General features: G+C 52.3%; 17 protein-coding genes. 8 read left to right on the forward strand and 9 right to left on the reverse strand.

What is annotated here, in order from left to right; genetic code table 11:
• Nucleotides 1-24 precede the first annotated feature (24 nt).
• Nucleotides 25-1,578, reverse strand: a complete 1,554-nt coding sequence (locus MKO97_RS03855; protein ID WP_241104753.1) for a T9SS type A sorting domain-containing protein — start codon at nt 1,576-1,578, stop codon at nt 25-27.
• Nucleotides 1,579-1,997: 419 nt separating this feature from the next.
• Between MKO97_RS03855 and MKO97_RS03860 the strand changes: the two genes are divergently transcribed.
• Nucleotides 1,998-2,597, forward strand: a complete 600-nt coding sequence (locus tag MKO97_RS03860; RefSeq protein ID WP_241104754.1) for a hypothetical protein — start codon at nt 1,998-2,000, stop codon at nt 2,595-2,597.
• 603 nt (nt 2,598-3,200) lie between these two features.
• Here the strand turns inward: MKO97_RS03860 and MKO97_RS03865 are convergent.
• The 3 genes from MKO97_RS03865 to MKO97_RS03875 all read right to left on the reverse strand — a co-directional run bounded on the left by MKO97_RS03865 (nt 3,201) and on the right by MKO97_RS03875 (nt 6,882).
• Entirely contained in the window at nt 3,201-3,425 is a 225-nt protein-coding gene (locus MKO97_RS03865; RefSeq protein ID WP_241104755.1) for a hypothetical protein, read from the reverse strand.
• A 519-nt stretch (nt 3,426-3,944) separates the two neighbouring features.
• A complete protein-coding gene (locus MKO97_RS03870) occupies nt 3,945-4,376 on the reverse strand; it encodes a hypothetical protein (protein WP_241104756.1) in 432 nt (143 codons plus the stop codon).
• 466 nt (nt 4,377-4,842) lie between these two features.
• Entirely contained in the window at nt 4,843-6,882 is a 2,040-nt protein-coding gene (locus tag MKO97_RS03875) for a M13 family metallopeptidase (protein WP_371820451.1), read from the reverse strand.
• A gap of 110 nt (nt 6,883-6,992) precedes the next feature.
• Here MKO97_RS03875 and MKO97_RS03880 point away from each other — a divergent pair, with 110 nt between their 5' ends.
• From MKO97_RS03880 to MKO97_RS03895, 4 genes are read left to right on the forward strand one after another with little or no spacing between them, the layout of a single operon-like run.
• On the forward strand, nt 6,993-7,661 hold the full coding sequence (locus tag MKO97_RS03880; protein ID WP_241104757.1) for an SCO family protein: 669 nt from the start codon (nt 6,993-6,995) through the stop codon (nt 7,659-7,661).
• 41 nt (nt 7,662-7,702) lie between these two features.
• The gene (locus MKO97_RS03885) at nt 7,703-7,933 is read left to right on the forward strand and encodes a FeoA family protein (protein WP_241104758.1); all 231 of its coding nucleotides are present in this window, start codon (nt 7,703-7,705) and stop codon (nt 7,931-7,933) included.
• A gap of 9 nt (nt 7,934-7,942) precedes the next feature.
• Nucleotides 7,943-10,045: a ferrous iron transport protein B gene (gene feoB / locus MKO97_RS03890; RefSeq protein WP_241104759.1), complete on the forward strand. Its 2,103-nt coding sequence runs from the start codon at nt 7,943-7,945 to the stop codon at nt 10,043-10,045.
• The gene (locus tag MKO97_RS03895; RefSeq protein WP_241104760.1) at nt 10,045-10,863 is read left to right on the forward strand and encodes a hypothetical protein; all 819 of its coding nucleotides are present in this window, start codon (nt 10,045-10,047) and stop codon (nt 10,861-10,863) included. The genes feoB and MKO97_RS03895 overlap by 1 nt, the downstream gene beginning before the upstream one ends.
• 131 nt (nt 10,864-10,994) lie before the next feature.
• On the opposite strand, the gene MKO97_RS03900 is transcribed toward MKO97_RS03895, so the two are convergent.
• Both MKO97_RS03900 and MKO97_RS03905 read right to left on the reverse strand, forming a co-directional pair.
• Nucleotides 10,995-11,648, reverse strand: a complete 654-nt coding sequence (locus MKO97_RS03900; protein ID WP_241104761.1) for a metal-dependent transcriptional regulator — start codon at nt 11,646-11,648, stop codon at nt 10,995-10,997.
• A gap of 17 nt (nt 11,649-11,665) precedes the next feature.
• Nucleotides 11,666-13,537 (reverse strand): Nramp family divalent metal transporter, encoded by a 1,872-nt coding sequence (locus MKO97_RS03905; protein ID WP_241104762.1) that lies wholly within the window; start codon nt 13,535-13,537, stop codon nt 11,666-11,668.
• Between the two features lie 82 nt (nt 13,538-13,619).
• Between MKO97_RS03905 and MKO97_RS03910 the strand changes: the two genes are divergently transcribed.
• From MKO97_RS03910 to dusB, 3 genes are all read left to right on the forward strand, one after another.
• A complete protein-coding gene (locus MKO97_RS03910; RefSeq protein WP_241104763.1) occupies nt 13,620-14,351 on the forward strand; it encodes a transporter in 732 nt (243 codons plus the stop codon).
• A 16-nt stretch (nt 14,352-14,367) separates the two neighbouring features.
• Nucleotides 14,368-15,516, forward strand: a complete 1,149-nt coding sequence (locus MKO97_RS03915; RefSeq protein ID WP_241104764.1) for a lycopene cyclase family protein — start codon at nt 14,368-14,370, stop codon at nt 15,514-15,516.
• A gap of 121 nt (nt 15,517-15,637) precedes the next feature.
• Nucleotides 15,638-16,630 (forward strand): tRNA dihydrouridine synthase DusB, encoded by a 993-nt coding sequence (gene dusB / locus MKO97_RS03920; protein ID WP_241104765.1) that lies wholly within the window; start codon nt 15,638-15,640, stop codon nt 16,628-16,630.
• A gap of 1 nt (nt 16,631) precedes the next feature.
• On the opposite strand, the gene MKO97_RS03925 is transcribed toward dusB, so the two are convergent.
• The 3 genes from MKO97_RS03925 to MKO97_RS03935 are packed head-to-tail and all read right to left on the reverse strand — an operon-like array spanning nt 16,632 to nt 18,469.
• On the reverse strand, nt 16,632-17,537 hold the full coding sequence (locus tag MKO97_RS03925; RefSeq protein ID WP_241104766.1) for an alpha/beta hydrolase: 906 nt from the start codon (nt 17,535-17,537) through the stop codon (nt 16,632-16,634).
• A 1-nt stretch (nt 17,538) separates the two neighbouring features.
• Nucleotides 17,539-18,000, reverse strand: coding sequence for a gliding motility lipoprotein GldH (locus MKO97_RS03930; RefSeq protein WP_241104767.1), 462 nt, complete (start codon nt 17,998-18,000; stop codon nt 17,539-17,541).
• On the reverse strand, nt 17,993-18,469 hold the full coding sequence (locus tag MKO97_RS03935; RefSeq protein ID WP_241104768.1) for a CYTH domain-containing protein: 477 nt from the start codon (nt 18,467-18,469) through the stop codon (nt 17,993-17,995). The genes MKO97_RS03930 and MKO97_RS03935 overlap by 8 nt, the downstream gene beginning before the upstream one ends.
• Nucleotides 18,470-18,517 lie beyond the last annotated feature (48 nt).

Below are 18,517 nucleotides of genomic sequence, written 5' to 3' on the forward strand. Positions count from 1 at the left end.
TACGCCGGGTGTATTACAGAATGCTCAGTTCTTGACGATTTTCTGCGTCGGCAATCCATCTGCCGCAACGAAGTAAAGACCGCTCGCGAGTCCGTCCAGTGACAACGGCTGTCCGCCTGCCACCGTAAACTCCTGTACCGGCTGCCCGAGCGTATTGTAAATACGGCCGTGCAACGACCTCGGCACATCCAACTGGATCGCGGTGGTCGCCGGGTTCGGATACCAACGGGGAGTAGTAGAAAGGGGAGAAGGCACGCCCAGCGTGGTGCTGAGTTTCGCCAAAAACGGATACATCGGAAAAGCGTCAAAAGTGAGTGAAAGAGTGTCAAATACGGCGCTTCCGTTGGCCATGCCCGACACATACGCGCTTCCGTCTGGCGCAATCGCAATACCGTCCGCACGGTCCGCCCATTCGCCTCCGGCCGTTTTCGCAAACAGCACATGTCCGTCCGCATCCAGTTTTAATACCAATACCTGGTAGTCCTGGCCCGCGTTGGAGGCAGTGGTCGGGTTCCATTGGATGTCGTAGCGTGTGCGTCCCGCGAAGAAAACGTTACCCTCGGGGTCAAGTGCCAACGGATTCCGGTTGCCCGCTATCGCTTCCCCCGCGGCAGGCATATCGCCGTTACCCGGCACTTCCCGCACCCACATAAAATCGCCGTTTGCGTTGAGTCGCGCGATAAAGAAATCGGCCCCGAAGGCCGGGCCGCCCACTTCAATACCGCCAAAGGTAAAACTGCCGTTCAGGTCACCGCAAAAGTAGACTTCATCGGGTTGCCGGGCCTTCACATGCGGGTTCGAACAAGTGATGTCTTCTGTAAAACGCGCCCACTGAAAGGTACCGGCCGCGTTGTATTTCGCTATATATACATTGTAGGCCAGAGGCGTGGTAGCCGATACACCTCCGAACGAACTGTTCATATCAGCACACGAACCGGCCGTATACAGGTTCCCCGCCGTATCGATCGCCAGCGAAGAAACCGACCGAACGCCCATTTGTTCAATGTGCGAAAGCGAAGCACCGCTGGGAGAGAACGTGTCGATATAGCTGTTCATGTAGTCACCGTAACCCAAATACACATTGTCAGCCGCGTCAACGGCCAGCGCGCGGCACTGTTGCACGATGCTGTCTTCAATAAGAGGGGTGTGGTACCATAGTACGGCCCCATTCGGGTCGAGTTTCACCAACAGTGGCTGTATCCCGTCGGCTGCCGAGAGCAGGGCTACATTGTCAAGTAAAAGGCCGCCCATCCAGCCCAACGCCAGATAGAGATTGCCCGCCGAATCCGTTTCGATCTGGTAGACCGCCACGTTGCCCGTGAGGCTGCGCGACATCAATAACTGCCCGTCGGCGCTGTACTTCTTCACAGCCAGGTTGCCCATGATATCGGCCCCGTAGGCCACCGGCGTGTTGTCGAAACCCGCCAGGAAGACATTCCCGTTTGGGTCAGACGCCACCGTATAGCCCACATAATCCGGGTTCATTTCCAAATCGATCGGCGTCGCCTGCAACCACTGGAATTGCTGGGCCGAAGCCATAAACGAAACACTAAGCAGAAGAAGTAGTAATTTTTTCATAAGCGGTCGGCATGTGAAGATAAGATGCGGCGGAGAGAGAAAGGATGCGTGTGGAGCATGGTAAACGCTTAACCCTATTTTGAGCGCAGCCGAGAAATCTAAATCGATGGCACCGTCCGTCGTCATCCCGAGCGCAGCGAGGGACCTACCGCCCAATCCGCAATCCGACGGCACCGATTTTTATTCTCTGCCCAGAGCAACCGGCGGCCTTCTTGTGCTACCACCCGCAAACCAATACGATTCATCCAAACGTGCTTTTTTCGTATTTTGACCTCCATAAGTTGTCAATTCCCACACGGAGTGCAAATCCCCAAGATGGGCTCGTCACTTGAAATGGGAGCCCTATCTGGAATCAATCAAACGAAACATTCTTAGCTTTGGCGAGATACACTAAACTTTTAGGCACCTTTGACTGATTCATGAAAAAAGTCTATGCCATCGCCATTTTGTTTATTTGTGTTTCCTGTGCGATAGAGCGAAACACAGGCGCTACTCCCTTTCTTGCCCTTCCCGACAAGGAGGTAAAGAACGGAAACACACTGACGCTACAGGTAAAGAATGATTCAGGAGCGGTGCTGTTTTTTCCGGTAAACGAGGATCCAAACTACTACAGGAATTATCTTTTTATTAAAGCCCAGAAATTAGCTTCGACTTTTCGAATAATAGTCGAAGATGAAACGGGCACGGAAACAAATCTTCAGATAGAGCGGAACACCCTACATTTCGACGATTATGATGAGTATAAAAATGAAGTAGTGAATAAGGGCTATTTGGAGCCGGCTCTCAAAGAAGTAGCCGGGAAAAAGTACATAGAGATCAAAATCCCCTTTAACATGTATAGTAAGGATCCATATACAGGCTATCTGTATCAGTACGCACTAAAAGAAGGGAAAAAGTACTTTGTCCGCATACAATATACCCCTGACCCAAAGGTAATGGAGAAGTTTCGGCAGCGAGGAATTAAAGTATATGATAAAGCGCTGATTTCAAATAAAGTCCCTCTTACGTTACCCGATTGAAAAAAATCCGAACAGCACGAATAAGATAGAAAACAACTTCGACGGCGCCGATTTTATTCCCCACCCTGAACAACCAACGGCCTTCTTTCGCTACCACCCGCAAACCAATACGAATCATTCAAACGTGCTTTTCGTACGTTAATCGCCATAAGTTGTCAATTCCCGCACGGGTTGAAATGACGTGTGATCGGTCAAACTCAGCGCATACAAGATCAAAATAGTCCGGGGAACAACCTTCGAGCACGTTCTGTTTTTAATTTGTCCAATTTCGGTTTTGCAATTGCGAAATAGGAGGTAGAAAAGACATTCATGACTTCTGGCAAATGGTTTTTCAAAAAGATAATTTCGTTTTCAGTGCTGTATGGCTCTGAAAAATAAGTCATTATAATTTCGATATCGTACGCATCATTGGGATGTAACCGATGGAAGAACTCAATATTGAAAAACGATCTGGAGATGGAAAGACGTATTAGGGTGTCATTTAGTACAAAATCGGAGTATTGGTCACCAAAAAAAGGCGATTGGCGTTCCGTAACGGACGTGAATCCATGGTCGGTCAGATAGTTTTTTATTTCAAGCCATCTCTCCATGACAATCCCCGCCTTACGCAACCACAACGTTGATACCGTCGATGAGCTGCGTTCTGGCCGTTATCCATTGCCCCCTATCGTACGAGTCAAGCATCACTCGGGTGACGGGATCCTTAAGGCCACGGGCCGCATAAAATTGCGACTGCATGATAAAATACTTCGACCCCAGATCATCTTCAAGTTCGAACAGCCACCGGTGTGAGGCGGTATAATTGACTTCTGTTATTCGTAAGCGCATTGTAAGAAGATTAGGAATACGAAACGGCGACCAATGCGTGGCGAATCTACTAAAGATTTTGATAAATTGGCTACACAAAATCACCGAGCGATATTCGCACCCCTAATTGCTGCCTCAAAGGGTGGGATGCTGTGCCAACGAAAACGGCACGTCAGTCAATGTCAAGCCGATTTAGAAGGATGAATGAACCAGTATAACCCTAACCGGATTTATGTAGTAACCTGTATAGCTTTTTAGGACGCGACATCCAACCGGGATACTGCCTGGATAAAGCGTATATAAAGCGTATATAAAGCGTATATAAAGCATATATAAAGCGTATCAATGTGACAGATTATGCCATCGCGCGACATCTCCTATCGGAAAACACAGCCGCGGTACCTCCCTAACCCTATTTCGAGCGCAGCCGAGAAATCTAAATCGATGGCACCGTTCGCCGTCATCCCGAGCGCAGCGAGGGACCTACCGCCCAATCCGCAATCCGACGGCACCGATTTTATTCCCTACCCAGAACAACCGTCACTGCTGTCTGAAAAGGTTCGGATTCTGCGCAATAACAAAATCGCGCAGTTCATTTGTTTTGGCTAAATAATCGTCACTACGAAAGAAATCCTCTATTTCTGAAGCGTAGGTCTCAAAAAGCGATACAATCTGTTCTATTTGCTTACGAATGGCCTCATCGAGCGGGATGTCCTCATGGAAAAATGCATTCTCAATTTTCAGGTTTTGTTCTCTATGCGCAAACTCAATCAAATTGTACAGCTCCACTCCACCATCCTCAATTCCTACTTTCGACAATATAGCGTAAACGTAACGGCGGTATTGTTCCACTGTAATTGAAAAAATATCAGAGGTATATTGCGTAAAATGCGTAGTGCCTTCGTTAACTTCGCGAATTTTTCGAAATCCGCGTGGCGTAAGAAACGAGGTCAAAATAAAATCATAAATCATAAAACAAATTTACTAAGGAGCATCCAAACGGCACCGATTTTATTCCCTACCCAGAACAACCGGCCTTCTTTCGCCACCACCCGTAAACCAATACGAATCATTCAAACCTGCTTTTCGTATTTTGACCTCCATAAGTTGTCAATTCCCGCACGGATTGCACACGAGCGCAGCGACTGCCGAAGGAAATCCGCGAGATCGGCGTAAGCCCCGTATGGCAGGATTATGAATTGCCTTTGTATAACCCTAACCGGATTTGTGTAGTAACCTGTATAGTTATTTCAGGACGGGTCACCAACCGGGGATAAAGCATAGATAAAGCATGGATAAAGCATGGATAATGCATGCGAATGTGACAGATTTTGTTTTAGCCCCTGAACCGCAAGAACCATGAACTATGAACTATGAACTATGAACCATGAACCAAGAACTATAAAAAACCCCGTCATTAACTAACGGGGCTTATCTCTTACCAAATCTTCACGCGCTTCGACGGCTCGATATACATGCCGTCGCCGGGCTTGATGCCAAACGCGTCGTAAAACGCATCGACATTCTGCAGCGGCACATAACCGCGGTACATCGCCGGCGAGTGTGGGTCGGTCTTGACCTGGTTCTTCAGCGCTTCCTCACGCGACTTGGCACGCCAGATCGTAGCCCACGAAATGAAGAACCGTTGCTCAGGCGTGAATCCGTCAATCAATCCCGGATTGCCGTTTTCTTTCAGGAACAACTGCAGTCCGTCATACGCTGCATTCACACCCCCAAGGTCACCGATATTCTCTCCCAGCGTGAACTTACCATCCACGAAGGTACCCGGCACCGGCTGCAAGGCACTGTATTGGTCAGCAAGCGCACCCGTGAGTGCGGCAAATTGCTTCGCATCCTGTTCCGTCCACCAGTCGACCAGGTTGCCGTCGGCATTGTAGCGCGAACCCGAATCGTCGAATCCGTGCGAGATCTCGTGGCCGATAACCGCGCCAATACCACCATAATTCACGGCCTCATCGGCTTTGTAGTTATAGAAAGGCGGTTGCAATATCGCCGCCGGAAACACGATTTCATTGAACGACGGGTTAAAATAGGCGTTCACGGTTTGGGGCGACATCCCCCAACGGGTTTTATCAACCGGCTTTTTCAAGTCGGCAATATTCTCGGCAAACCGCCACCGCGCGATGGCTTTGGCGTTGTCGTAATACGTACCCCCTTCTTCCGGACTCTTGATCACCAACGCGGAATAATCCTTCCACTTGTCAGGATACCCGATCTTGATGGTCATCTTCTTCAACTTCTCAATGGCGTTTTTCTTCGTTTCCGGCGCCATCCACGTTAGGTTGTTGATCCTGTTTTCATACGCGCGGATGAGGTTCTGTATCATCGCCTTCGCCTTCTCCTTCGCCTCAGGCGGGAACTTCTCGGCCACATACAGCTTGCCAAGGGCTTCACCCACCGAACCGTTCACCACCTGCAACGCACGCTCGTCGCGAACACGTTGCTTGATGGCACCGGTGAGGGTTTTGCCGTAGAATTCCCAGTTGGCTGTTTCAATCTGCGGCGACAGTTGCGAAGCGGCCCGGTTCAGCACCGTCCATCGCATATAGGCTTTCCAGTCGTCGACCTTGCCCTGTTTCAGGATGCCCTCCAACGCCGCCATGTATTTCGGCTGGTTGACGATTACTGAATCGAGTCCGGTCAAACCGAGTCCATCAAAATACTGCTTCCAGTTGATCGAAGGCACCAGCTTCTGCAGGTCGGCCACCGACATGGGGTTATACGATTTACGGCTGTCGCGACGTTCAACGCGGTCAAATCGCGGACGTGCCATTTCGGTTTCAAACGCCAGGATACGCTGCGCCTGCACCTGTGCCTCCGACGGTTTCTCGCCGATGAACTGCAGCATACGCGCCACATGGGCCATATACTTGATCCGTTTTTCCTGCGAATCTTTGTCATTCGACACATAATAATCGCGGTCGGGAAGGCCTAGCGGCCCGACCCCCACTTCCACTACATTGCGTGTACTGTTTTTATCATCCGGTCCTACATCCGCACGGAAAAACCCGATGCCGCCTTCCGGTGCCATGTCGATCAACAGTCGTTCGAGTTCCCGCACAGACTGCACTTTGGCAATTTTACCCAGCGTCGGCTTCAACGGAGAGGCACCTGCACGCGAACGGGCCACCGTATCCATCACCGTACGGTAAAGGTTTACCGCCTTGGCGCGGTCATCCTGCGAAGGAAGCGTATTGTCTTTAGCCGTGCGCTTCAGGATGTTGAGGGCGTCACGATCGGTGTTCTTCCGCAGTTCGTTGAAACTGCCCCAGGTGGTTTGGTCGCCCGGTATCTCGGTAGCATCGAGCCACGCGCCGTTGACGTAGCGGAAGAAATCATTTTTCGGACTCGTCTTCGGGTCCATGTAAGAAGTGTTGATTCCAGGTTCCGACTTCTGCGCCTGCATCGAGAACGCCACAAAGCCGAGGGCAATCGCCCATTTTTTGGAGAATAGCATCATAGTTTGCCTATTTAGTGAAACAAATGTACAGGTATCCGGGGCGTGCGTATGTTAAAACCGACAGGAACCCCGCCGATTGCGTATTTTTGTGGCGCAAATCCACACCCATGGCGTTCTTGAAAAAATACCGCATTTTCCTCATTACCATGGGGATCTTCTCGGTCGTCTTCCTTACCGTCGCCTACAACCTGCTGAAAACCGATAAAAAGCTGCCTGTTTTCAACCCCGTCGACGTCAATCCGGAGTTGGCCGACCCTTCCGTTTGGCACGTCGGGCGCGACCATCGCATCGCCGATTTCTCGTTTGTCAACCAGGACGGTAAAACCGTTACACAAAAAGACTACGAGGGCAAGATTTACGTGGCCGATTTCTTCTTCACCACCTGCCAGACGATTTGCCCGATTATGACCTCCCATATGGAGAAGGTGCAGGACGCCATCCGCCACGATCCGAACGTCATGATCCTGTCGCATTCGGTCACACCCGACATCGACACCCCCGAAGTCCTGAAAGCCTACGCCCAAAAACACCACGTCGACGCCCGGAAATGGAACCTAGTCACCGGCGACAAACGCAAAATATTCGAAATAGCGCGACGCTCGTACCTCGCCGTCAAAACCGGAAGCGAAGCCGAAATGTACGACATGGTACATACCGAAAACTTCGTACTCGTTGACCGTGAACGCCGGATCCGTGGCTTCTATGACGGCACCAAAGAAAGTGAAATTAAACGCCTCATCGACGACATCAGGTTTCTGTCAGAATCGTCGGAATAAGTCGAAAAAGCACTACCTTTGCGCTTATTCAATCTAAATAAGTGCAGACACCTCTTTCCGAACTGAAACAAGGGCAGCACGCCGTGATTGCGTCTTTCGAGATCGATGCCGTGCCGCTGAAGCTCATCGAAATGGGCTGTCTTCCCGGCAATCGTGTTGAGGTGTTGCAAATTGCGCCCTTCGGTGACCCGATATACCTGAATGTAAACGAAAGCCACCTGGCTATTCGCATCGAGACGGCCCGTCAGATTTGGGTAGAAACCGAGGCCTAATTTCCGAAGATGTCTGACAACACCATCAAAGTCGCGCTTATCGGCAACCCGAACACCGGGAAAACGTCGGTTTTCAATGCGTTGACGGGGTTGAACCAGCAAGTAGGGAATTATCCCGGCATCACCGTCGAGCGGAAGCAGGGAAACTGCCAACTGCCGCTGGGCTTCAAGGCAACCGTACTCGACCTGCCCGGCACCTACAGCCTTAACGCCAGTTCCGTCGACGAAAATGTCGTCATCGAGTTGCTCATGAACCGCAACGACAAAGATTTTCCGGATGTCGTAGTACTCGTGACCGATGTCGAAAACCTGAAACGGAACCTGCTTTTATTTACCCAGATCAAAGACCTCGAAATTCCCGTCATTCTCTGCATCAACATGATCGACCGGATGCAGTTGAAGGGCATCACACTCGATATCCCGTTCCTCGAAAAAGAACTCAAGACGCGCATCGCGGCAGTGAGCACCCGCAAAAACCTGGGTATTGCGAACCTTAAGAAGCTGATCGTCGAATACCCACAGTTGTCGACCGAGCCGTGCCTGAATGCGTCGAGTATCGATCCGGAGTACTTTAACGGACTGCGGCGCGCCTTCCCCAACCAGCAACTCTATAAGTTGTGGCTGGTCATCACGCAGGACGTGAACTTTTCGGGCCTCACCAAAAACTTCCTCGATACCGAGAATTTCGCCAAGCCGAACACCGAGCTCAAGCGGATGCAACAAAAGGAAACGATCAAACGCTACCAGTTCATCAACGATGTGCTCAAAGTCGGAAAGGTGACCGATACCTCGAAAGCGCGCGACCTCCGCAGCCGGATCGACCGGGTCTTGATGCACCGCGTGTGGGGCTATGCCATTTTTGGCTTCCTGTTACTACTCATCTTCCAGTCGATTTTTGACTGGTCAAGTTACCCGATGGACTGGATCGACGGCGCGTTCGCCTGGCTGAGCAGTTCCGTCGCCGAACACATGGCACCGGGTACGCTCAACAACCTACTCACCCAGGGCATTATCCCGGGCATTGGCGGTATTGTCATTTTCATCCCGCAGATTGCGTTTCTTTTCCTGTTCATATCCATCCTCGAAGAAAGTGGCTACATGAGCCGGGTGGTCTTCCTGATGGATAAAATCATGCGGCGTTTCGGACTGAACGGAAAAAGTGTCGTACCACTCGTGTCGGGTACGGCCTGCGCCATCCCGGCCATCATGGCCACGCGCAACATCGAAAACTGGAAGGAACGTTTGATTACTATCCTGGTGACGCCGTTTATGACGTGTTCGGCGCGTCTTCCCGTATACACCATCATCATTTCCCTCATCATTCCGAAACAACGGGTGTTGGGCATTTTCAATACACAGGGCCTCACCCTGATGGCGCTGTACATCCTGGGGTTTTTGGCGGCGATACTGTCGGCATCCGTCCTGAACCGCATCATGAAACTGCGTTCGAAGTCGTTCTTTGTAGTCGAAATGCCAAATTACAAACTGCCGCTGGGGCGTAATGTGGTGTTGAACGTCGTCGAGAAAACGAAAGCGTTCATCGCCGGGGCAGGCAAGATCATCCTTGCGATTTCGGTCATCCTGTGGTTCCTCGGGTCCTATGGCCCGGCTGATACCTTCGGAAAGGCCGACCAGATGATCGCAAAAGAGGTCGCAGCGGGCCGCATAGCACCTGATCAACATGATTCGGCTGTGGCCGCCTACAAGTTGGAGAACTCTTATATAGGAATTGCCGGCAAGTCGATTGAGCCCGCCATCCGTCCGTTGGGTTATGACTGGAAAATCGGTATTGCCGTATTGAGTTCCTTCGCCGCCCGCGAGGTCTTTGTCGGTACGCTGGCCACGATTTACAGCGTCGGAGGCGACGCCGATAACGAAGAACCGATCCGTGAAAAGATGGCCGCTGAGGTCCGTCCGGACGGTACCCGCGTGTTCACGACTGCCACCGGTGTCTCGCTGCTGGTGTTCTACGCCTTCGCGATGCAATGCGCCAGTACGTTGGCCATTACGCGCAAAGAGACGAATTCGTGGAAATGGCCGTTATACCAATTGTTGTGTATGAGTGTCATCGCCTACGTATCGGCACTCGCTGTCTATCAATTCATGAAGTAATGCGTTCATTCGTTCGTAGCGCCCTTGCCGGTGTCCTTTTCTTCGTATCCTTCGGCCTCACCGCCCAGGGAAAAATCGACCAATCCAAAAAAGAACTATCGGAGAAGTCCGACCCGTTGCCGACCCGGCCGTCTTCCGAATCGCGCCCGTCGTTGCACGATGATGATTCCGACCATCCGTTTCTGGACCTCTTCCTCGACATCACGTTCGGGCTCTTTAAATTCGGTGTGATCGGCGATTATAATTCGGAAGATCACCTCTACAAAAGCGTATCGTTCTATCCTTTCTACCGTGAAGGCATCGGAAACTACCGCGATTCGATCGAAGATAACCTCGGACGGCTTGATATCAGCAACCAATTCCTTTCCGATTTCCGGAATATACAGGCGAACCACCTCAAGGTAACCGGTCGTCCCTTCCAGTATGTCTATGCCCGGGCCGATTGGCATCAATTGCGGGAGGCCTTTCGCGATCAACCCGACGACGGTCTCGCGCTCTTCCAATTACACGTGTGTTACGACCGCATCCGGTTGCCCCGCTTCAATATGGGGTGGCATTTGGGCGTTACCTATGTCGGAAGCGGCGTCAATAAGGCTGGCGTGTCAGCGGGCCTGTCGGCGGAAGCGTTCCTGAAGAAGCGATGGAGTTTCGCCGGATCGGCCACCTGGAGTGCCGTCAACGGATCCCCGGTGCAGGTGTTCGAGTTGTCGTCGCGCTACCACCTGAAGAACTACTTCGTGTCGGCCGGCTACGAGCATCTGCGAATCGCGTCACCGCGTTATGATTTCGTTGGCATCGGCGGCGGCGTTTATTTCTAACTTTGCAGTATGGATTGGCAACTTCTCGTTTCGTATCTCATTTTGGCAACAGCCGTCGGCTACATAGCCAAGCGGTTCTTTTGGCCGAAACGAAAAGCCAAAAAGGGGAACTGCGGCACCGATTGCGGTTGCTAAACCGGCTTGACGAAGAGGTTGGCGGCTACTTTTCCCGAAATGGAATGAAGGGCACCGTCAACGCGTATCGCCAACGAGCCATCGAAGGGTTCACGTCCCACTATCGTGATGTGTGCACCCAGCGCAATACTGTTCTTATCGAGGTACTGCAGGAATTCCGACGAGGTATCGCGCACGCCCACACATACGCCTTCCTGCCCCTCGGCCAGTTCCGATACTAATTGTTTTTCGGTTTTCAGGATACGGCCTTCGCGGTCTGGAATCGGGTCGCCATGCGGATCTTCCGTCGGGTTGCCCAGGAAATCATCCAGTCGGTCAACGAGTTCCGGTGATTGGATGTGTTCCAACTGCTCGGCAATATCGTGAACCTCGTCCCAGGCAAATGCCAGTTTCTCGACCAGGAATACTTCCCACAACCGATGCTTCCGCACAATCATCTTGGCCGCCAGACGTCCCGTTTGGGTGAGCGACACCCCTTGGTATTTTTTATAATGGATGAGTTCCTTTTCGGCCAGTTTGCGTAGCATGTCCGTCACAGAGGAGGCTTTCGTCTCCATCTTCTCCGCAATGGCGTTGGTGCTGACTTCCGTTCCGCCCAGTGTCGTCAGGTGGTAGATGGCTTTGAGGTAATTTTCTTCTGAGAGCGTCATATCGCAAAAAGCACAGGTTAGGAATGGACGATAAACAACGGAATCCGGATGCGGTGACGCAGCTTGTCAACCGTCGTGCCGAACAGGATATCCTTCAGGCCGGTGTGGCCATGGGTGCCCATCACGAGGATGTCGTAGTGCTCTGTTTCTACCATCGCCGGGATGGTGCGGTGCGGTTTCCCGAAGCCCAGTTGCGTGGTGACGACGTATCCTTTGTTGGTCAGCAGGCCTTCGTATTCCCGCAGCAGTTCTTCGTCCATCGTCGTTTCATGGTCTTCGATGTTGTCGCCATACATCATCGCACCCACCGTTTCCACCACGTGGATGAGGGTGTAGTGGGCCTCCATTCCGCCCAATTCAAACGCGTGGTTCAGGGCCACCTGGTCGGCATCCGAGAAATCGACGAGCACGGCAATATTCTGGTGCGATGCGACGGGCTTCCGTTTGAACTCCAGGTGCAGGTTGTGTGGGGAATGGTTATAGATATGGTCGCGCGGCCGGATGACGAACGGTTTGATGACGATATAGACCAGCAAAAGGAAAAACCCAACCAACAACGGCACCACCGTTAGCCACAACACGAGCGGGTTTTCAGATGCCGCCAGCCATCCGGTCACTTCGCCATACACAAGACGGATGTTGAGCGATACGATGATCAATGCGATAATCCATGCGGCGACCTGCGTCAGCCGGTTGATGTGGAAGCCCTTCATTTTCGTTTTGTCGCTTACGAAGTGTATGAGCGGGATAATGGCAAAACCGAGTTGCATCGACAGAATCACCTGGCTGAAGATGAGCATCTTCCCCGTCATCTCTTCCCCAAAGAAGTAAATCACCATCACGGCAGGCCCAATGGCGATCAACCGCGTGATAATCCGTCGTACCCAGGGCTGGATGCGTAGGTTCAGGTAGCCTTCCATCACGATCTGTCCGGCTAGCGTACCGGTAATGGTCGAGCTTTGTCCGGCAGCGATCAACGCCACGGCAAACAAAATCGGGGCCCATTTATTGCCGAGTATAGGCTCCAGGAATTTATGGGCATCCTGTATCTCCGCTACATCGAAAAGACCGCTTTTGAAAAAAGTAGCAGCAGCGAGGATCAGGATGGCGGCGTTCACAAAAAACGCGAGGTTCAGCGCAATGGCCGAATCGATGAAGTTGTATTTCAGCGCCTGTTTCACCCCTTCACGACTGCGGTCGAACTTGCGGGTCTGCACCAGCGACGAGTGCAGGTAGAGGTTGTGCGGCATGACGGTGGCCCCGATAATCCCAATAGCGATATACAGCGCCGTTTCATTCGGGATAGACGGCACCAAGCCGGCTACGATGCCAGCGGCGTCAGGGTGGGCAAAAATCATCTCGAAGACGAATGACAACCCAATGATGGCCACCAGCGAAATGATGAAGGCTTCCATTTTGCGGATGCCTTTATTGATAAGAAAGAGCAGCAGGAACGTGTCGAGCACCGTCACCAAAACTCCTTCGAGCAAGGGCATGCCAAACAACAGGTTGAGACCAATCGCCATTCCCAATACCTCCGCCAGGTCGCAGGCGGCAATCGCGATTTCAGCCAGGAAATAAAGGATGTAGTTCACAAAAGGCGGATAGGTTTCCCGCGAGGCCTGCGCCAGGTCACGCCGGGTCACGATGCCCAGCCGCGCACTCAGGCTTTGCAACAACAGCGCCATGAGATTACTCATCAGCAATACCCAAAGAAGTTGGTAGCCAAACTGGCTTCCGCCCGCAATATCGGTCGCCCAGTTGCCCGGGTCCATATAGCCGACGCTGATCAGGTAGGCGGGTCCGAAGAACGCCAGGATTTTTCGAAAGGTCGATCGTTTGCCCTGCGTTACGACCGATTCATTGACTTCACCCAGTGATTTTGCCATGGTTATGGTATTGATACCCAAAAGTACAGTCCTTTTTAGTTTTTACAAATAAAATTTTTAGTTTTGTCTAAAAACAAATGCTATGCGCTACCTATACCTACTTTTCCTATTGCCGACCATCGCGATGGCACAGGATATCGCACCCCTCGCAGCCGACCGTCCCGACCAGACCGAAACGCCCTACCTGGTTCCGAAAGGGATGTTCCAGATGGAAAACGGTTTTTCGATGGAGAAGGACGGCAACCGCAGTTGGGCCTTGCCTTCTTCGTTGTTGAAATACGGACTCAACGAGGCCTTTGAACTGCGCCTGATCGTAACCTATGTAGTGGATGAAGTTGACGGCACGAAGACCAGCGGTTTCGAACCGATACGGGTGGGTATGAAAGTCAAGATTTGTGAAGAGGCGGGATGGATGCCGAAAACGTCGCTCATTGGCCACCTGCTGGTGCCGGACGCCGCTTCCTCCGATTACCGCGCGGATTATTACGCCTCGCAGTTCCGTTTTGTGATGCAACACACGCTGACCGACAAACTTTCCCTCAGCTACAACCTCGGGGCGGAATGGGATGGCATCACCCCGGACGCGACCTTCATCTATACCCTTACCACCGGATTCTCCCTCACCGACAAATGGGGTGCCTATGCCGAATTGTTTGGCTTCGCGCCTGAGAACGACAGCGCCGCCCACAGTTTCGACGGCGGGTTTACCTATTTGGTGAACAACGACACCATGCTTGATATTTCGTCGGGTTTCGGAATCACGGAGAACGCACCGGATTACTACATCGCCCTAGGTTTCTCGTTCCGCTTGTAAGACGTATCTTAGCGGGGTGGAGCGCTACGATTACATTTTTGCCGGATCTGGACTCGCCGCTTTGATGACGGCCTACAAGATGCTGCGCTCCGGGCGCTTCGGTGGCGACCGCATCCTTATGATCGATCCCGATCGGAAGTCGGCCAATGACCGTACCTGGTGTTTTTGGGACAAACGGGTGAACGTCTGGGACGATGTCGTGGGCCACGAATGGGAACAGGCTTTCTTCGCAGACGATAAGGCAGGGCGGACGTTCGCACTGCATCCGTATCGCTACCGACTGATTCGAAGCGGACGGTTTTATGAAAAGATAAAAGAGGAAATCCGCCGGCACCCGAATGTATACTGGCTACAGGAGGAAGTCGTGTCGTTTGCCGATGAAGGAAACAATGTTCGCGTGATGACCCGTTCCCGGGAAGTGGTCGGGCATCGCCTTTTCAATAGTCTTTACAGCGCGCCCGATGACCCACGCTATCCGATGTTGCAGCAACATTTCGTAGGGTGGTTTGTGAAGACGCCAGCCGCCGCCTTCGACCCGTCTACGGCTGGATTGATGGATTTTTCTGTCCCGCAAAAGGGGAATACACGCTTTATGTACGTGCTCCCGTTTTCGCCCCACGAAGCCCTGGTCGAATACACGCTTTTCTCGAAGGATTTGCTGCCGAAAACGGAATACGAAGATGCCATTCGCGACTATTTATCCCAAAAGGGCATCACCACCTACGACATACAGGAGGAAGAGCAAGGAAGCATCCCAATGACGACCTTTCCGTTCTGGAAACGCAATACGCAAAACATCCTCCACATCGGAACGGCAGGCGGGTGGACGAAGGCGTCGACCGGTTATACCTTCCGGAATACCGATAAACTATCGGACCGACTGGTGGCCTTTTTGTCGGACGACGCCGATTTTCGTCGTTTTCACAAAGCCGGTCGCTTTCTGTTTTACGACGCGCTACTGCTCGATGTGTTGTGGCGGTCAAACGAAAAAGGACGAAGCGTGTTTTCGGCGCTTTTCCGCAAAGGCGACCCCTCGTTGGTCTTCCGTTTTCTGGATGAGGAAACGACGCTTGCGCAAGACCTCGCCATCATTTGGCGCTGCCCGAAAGTACCGTTCCTGAAAGCCCTGTGGCATTGGATGGCGCGGCGCCGCTATCCCGTCTGAAACTATTGCCGTCATGCCATAAATGCCTACAGAAGGACCTCTGGTTGCCGAATCGCTCCATAACCAATTGACGGTGTAGCGAATTCCACTAATCCGGTGTACTTTTGCAAAAAAAAAAGTGATGCCCAAAATCGGCAACATCCAGCTACCCGATTTCCCGCTCTTGCTGGCCCCCATGGAAGACGTAAGCGATCCGCCGTTTCGCCGGCTGTGCAAACAGCATGGGGCCGACCTGATGTATTCGGAGTTTATTTCGAGCGAAGGACTCATCCGCGATGCCATCAAAAGCCGCATGAAACTCGACATTTTCGATTACGAACGTCCGGTCGGGATCCAGATTTTCGGGGGAGACGAAGAAGCCATGGCGATGTCGGCGAAGATCGTGGAGACCGTGCAGCCCGACCTGGTAGATATCAATTTTGGATGTCCGGTCAAGAAAGTGGTGTGCAAAGGGGCCGGTGCCGGCGTGTTGAAGGATATTGACCTGATGGTGCGCCTTACCAAAGCCGTCATCCGATCAACAAGCCTTCCCGTGACGGTGAAAACCCGCCTGGGTTGGGACGACGACTCGATCAACATCGATGAGGTAGCAGAACGGCTGCAAGATATCGGGGTACAAGCCCTGACGATCCATGCCCGCACCCGCGCCCAGATGTATAAAGGGCATTCCGATTGGTCGCACATCGCCCGCATCAAAAACAACCCCCGGATCACGATGCCGGTGTTTGGGAATGGCGACATCGATTCGCCTGAAAAAGCGCTTGAATACAAAAACAAATACGGCGTCGATGGCATCATGATTGGTCGCGCTGCCATCGGTTATCCGTGGATTTTCGATGAAATCAAACACTACTTCCAAACCGGCGAACACCTTCCGCTTCCTACTATGGACGATCGGGTAGAAGCCGCCCGCAACCACCTGACCTGGTCAATGGAATGGAAAGGGGAACGCGTAGGGATTGTAGAAATGCGTCGTCATTATACCAACTATTTCAAGGGAGTGGCGAACTTCAAGGAATACCGCCAACGACTCGTCACCGAGGAAACGCCGGAAGAATTGTATCGCACACTGGATATGATTGGAGAGGTATTCCGGGAATACCAGTTTGCCTAAGTCAGTCGCAAAACGAATACGCGGCCGATAACTCGTTTTTCTTCCCTGTAGCGATAATCGTGTGTGACTGGAATTTGGTTCCAGCCAACACATCCGTCAGGAAATCCCACACCGGATGCAGGTCTTGCTCGAATAGCGTACCACTATATTCGTGTCCGCCGCCGCAATACGTATACAACGCCGCCGAACCGCCAAGCGCCACGATTTTGTCATACACCGCTCCCGAACCGAATAGCATCAGCCACCCGCTGGCATCGGTCGGACAGTAGTGATGGGGGGCCGCACCATACGGCACCGTTCGGTCGCCATTTCCGTGGAAGAGCAACATCGGAATCTGGTTGTCTTTCCGGATGAGGTTCAGGTCCATGATGGCACCCGCCCCTGAAATGAGTCCGGCGTATCGAAAACCGTCGGGCAGGTCGCTTTTGTAAAGGTCCATTCGTTTCCGGTCCCAGAACGCTGCATGCAATACCGTTTCCCCTCCGGCGCTTGAACCAGCGATGAAAATGTTGTTGGGGTCGATGTTATACGTTTTGGCGTTGCGGAGGAAGAACGCCGTAGCCTGCCAAAGGTCGCTGGCAGCATAGCGGAACGCCCGTATTTTCTCGGTCAGCACGCCGTCGCAACTGAACTTTTTGTTTTTCATGTAGAGCGTATACGAAAGCGTTGCCGCTGCATAGCCCTTCGACGCCAGAAAACGGCAGAGGGTATGGCCCGAAGTACGGTCGCCGCCTGAAAAGCCGCCGCCATGCACATACAACAGCAAGGGCATCGGTTGTTTTATAGGTTGCTCCGGACGAAACAGGTCGAGTTGGAGGGAAAGGGTATCGTTTGAGAAATACGTCAGCGTTTCCATCCGCTGGGCGCATACCGATAGGGAAAATAAAAGAAAGACTACGTAGCGCATCTTAGTGGGAGGTTGACGGAGTTACACGCAGTCCGACACCTAATATATTCGGCAGATAGGCATTCGGAAACCGTTGCGTAAGTGCAGCGGTATACGTGCCCGGCGCCAGTTTGATGTGGGACGCAAACACCTGTTCGAGGTCGCAGATATCACCTGAGCAGTCCCCTTTGTCTGTACCGTTGGCATCGACCACTTCCAGCGACTGCTCGTACAGGTCGATGGGTGCGTTCGGCGACGAAACGCTCAGCGTGAGCGGCACTTCCCGAAACTGGAAACCCGCCACGTGGCTAAAACGGACGAAAATATCGTACCGTCCTTCTTTTTCGATGGTGAAAGAAAACGTTTTGGGCGTTTCCACATTCCAACGATTGTCAGGGAAGTCAGTGTCGAGGGTGTTCAGCACATCGCCTGAATGACAGGACACCATGATGAAGGCCAGTAACATAAATACATAACTACGCATCTTTCCAGGTGGTATAGGGATGTTTACTGAGGTAAGCATTGTAATAGCGCGGGTCGGCCGTCACTTCCAGACCGAGCCAGTCGGGTCGTTCGAAATCCTCATCTTCCGACGTCAACTCGATTTCCGCCAGCAGCAGGCCTTCGTTTTCGCCATGGAATTCATCCACTTCAAAAACGTGTCCGGCCCATTCGACTTCGTAACGCGTTTTGTCGATGATGCCAGGTTCACAGAGGCCGAGCAATGGTTTCGCCTCAAACAGCGGGAGTTCGGTTTCCCATTCGAGGCGTGTCGTGCCGTTTTCGCTGCTTTTCCCTTTGATGGTCACGAACCCCACTTCGCCTTTGATACGCACCCGAACGGTTCGCTCGGGATGGCTGCAAAGGTAGCCCTGGGCGATGTGTTGGTGCGTGCGGGCCTGTGTTTTAAACGCATCGGATGCGACCAGGAATTTGCGTTCGATTTCAAGCATCGGGTTTCGATTTAGGGAAAGATACGGAAATTTCCCCTTGCCAATTTG

The organism is Flavobacterium sp. HJ-32-4 (genome assembly GCF_022532105.1).
Classification (GTDB): domain Bacteria; phylum Bacteroidota; class Bacteroidia; order Flavobacteriales; family Flavobacteriaceae; genus Flavobacterium.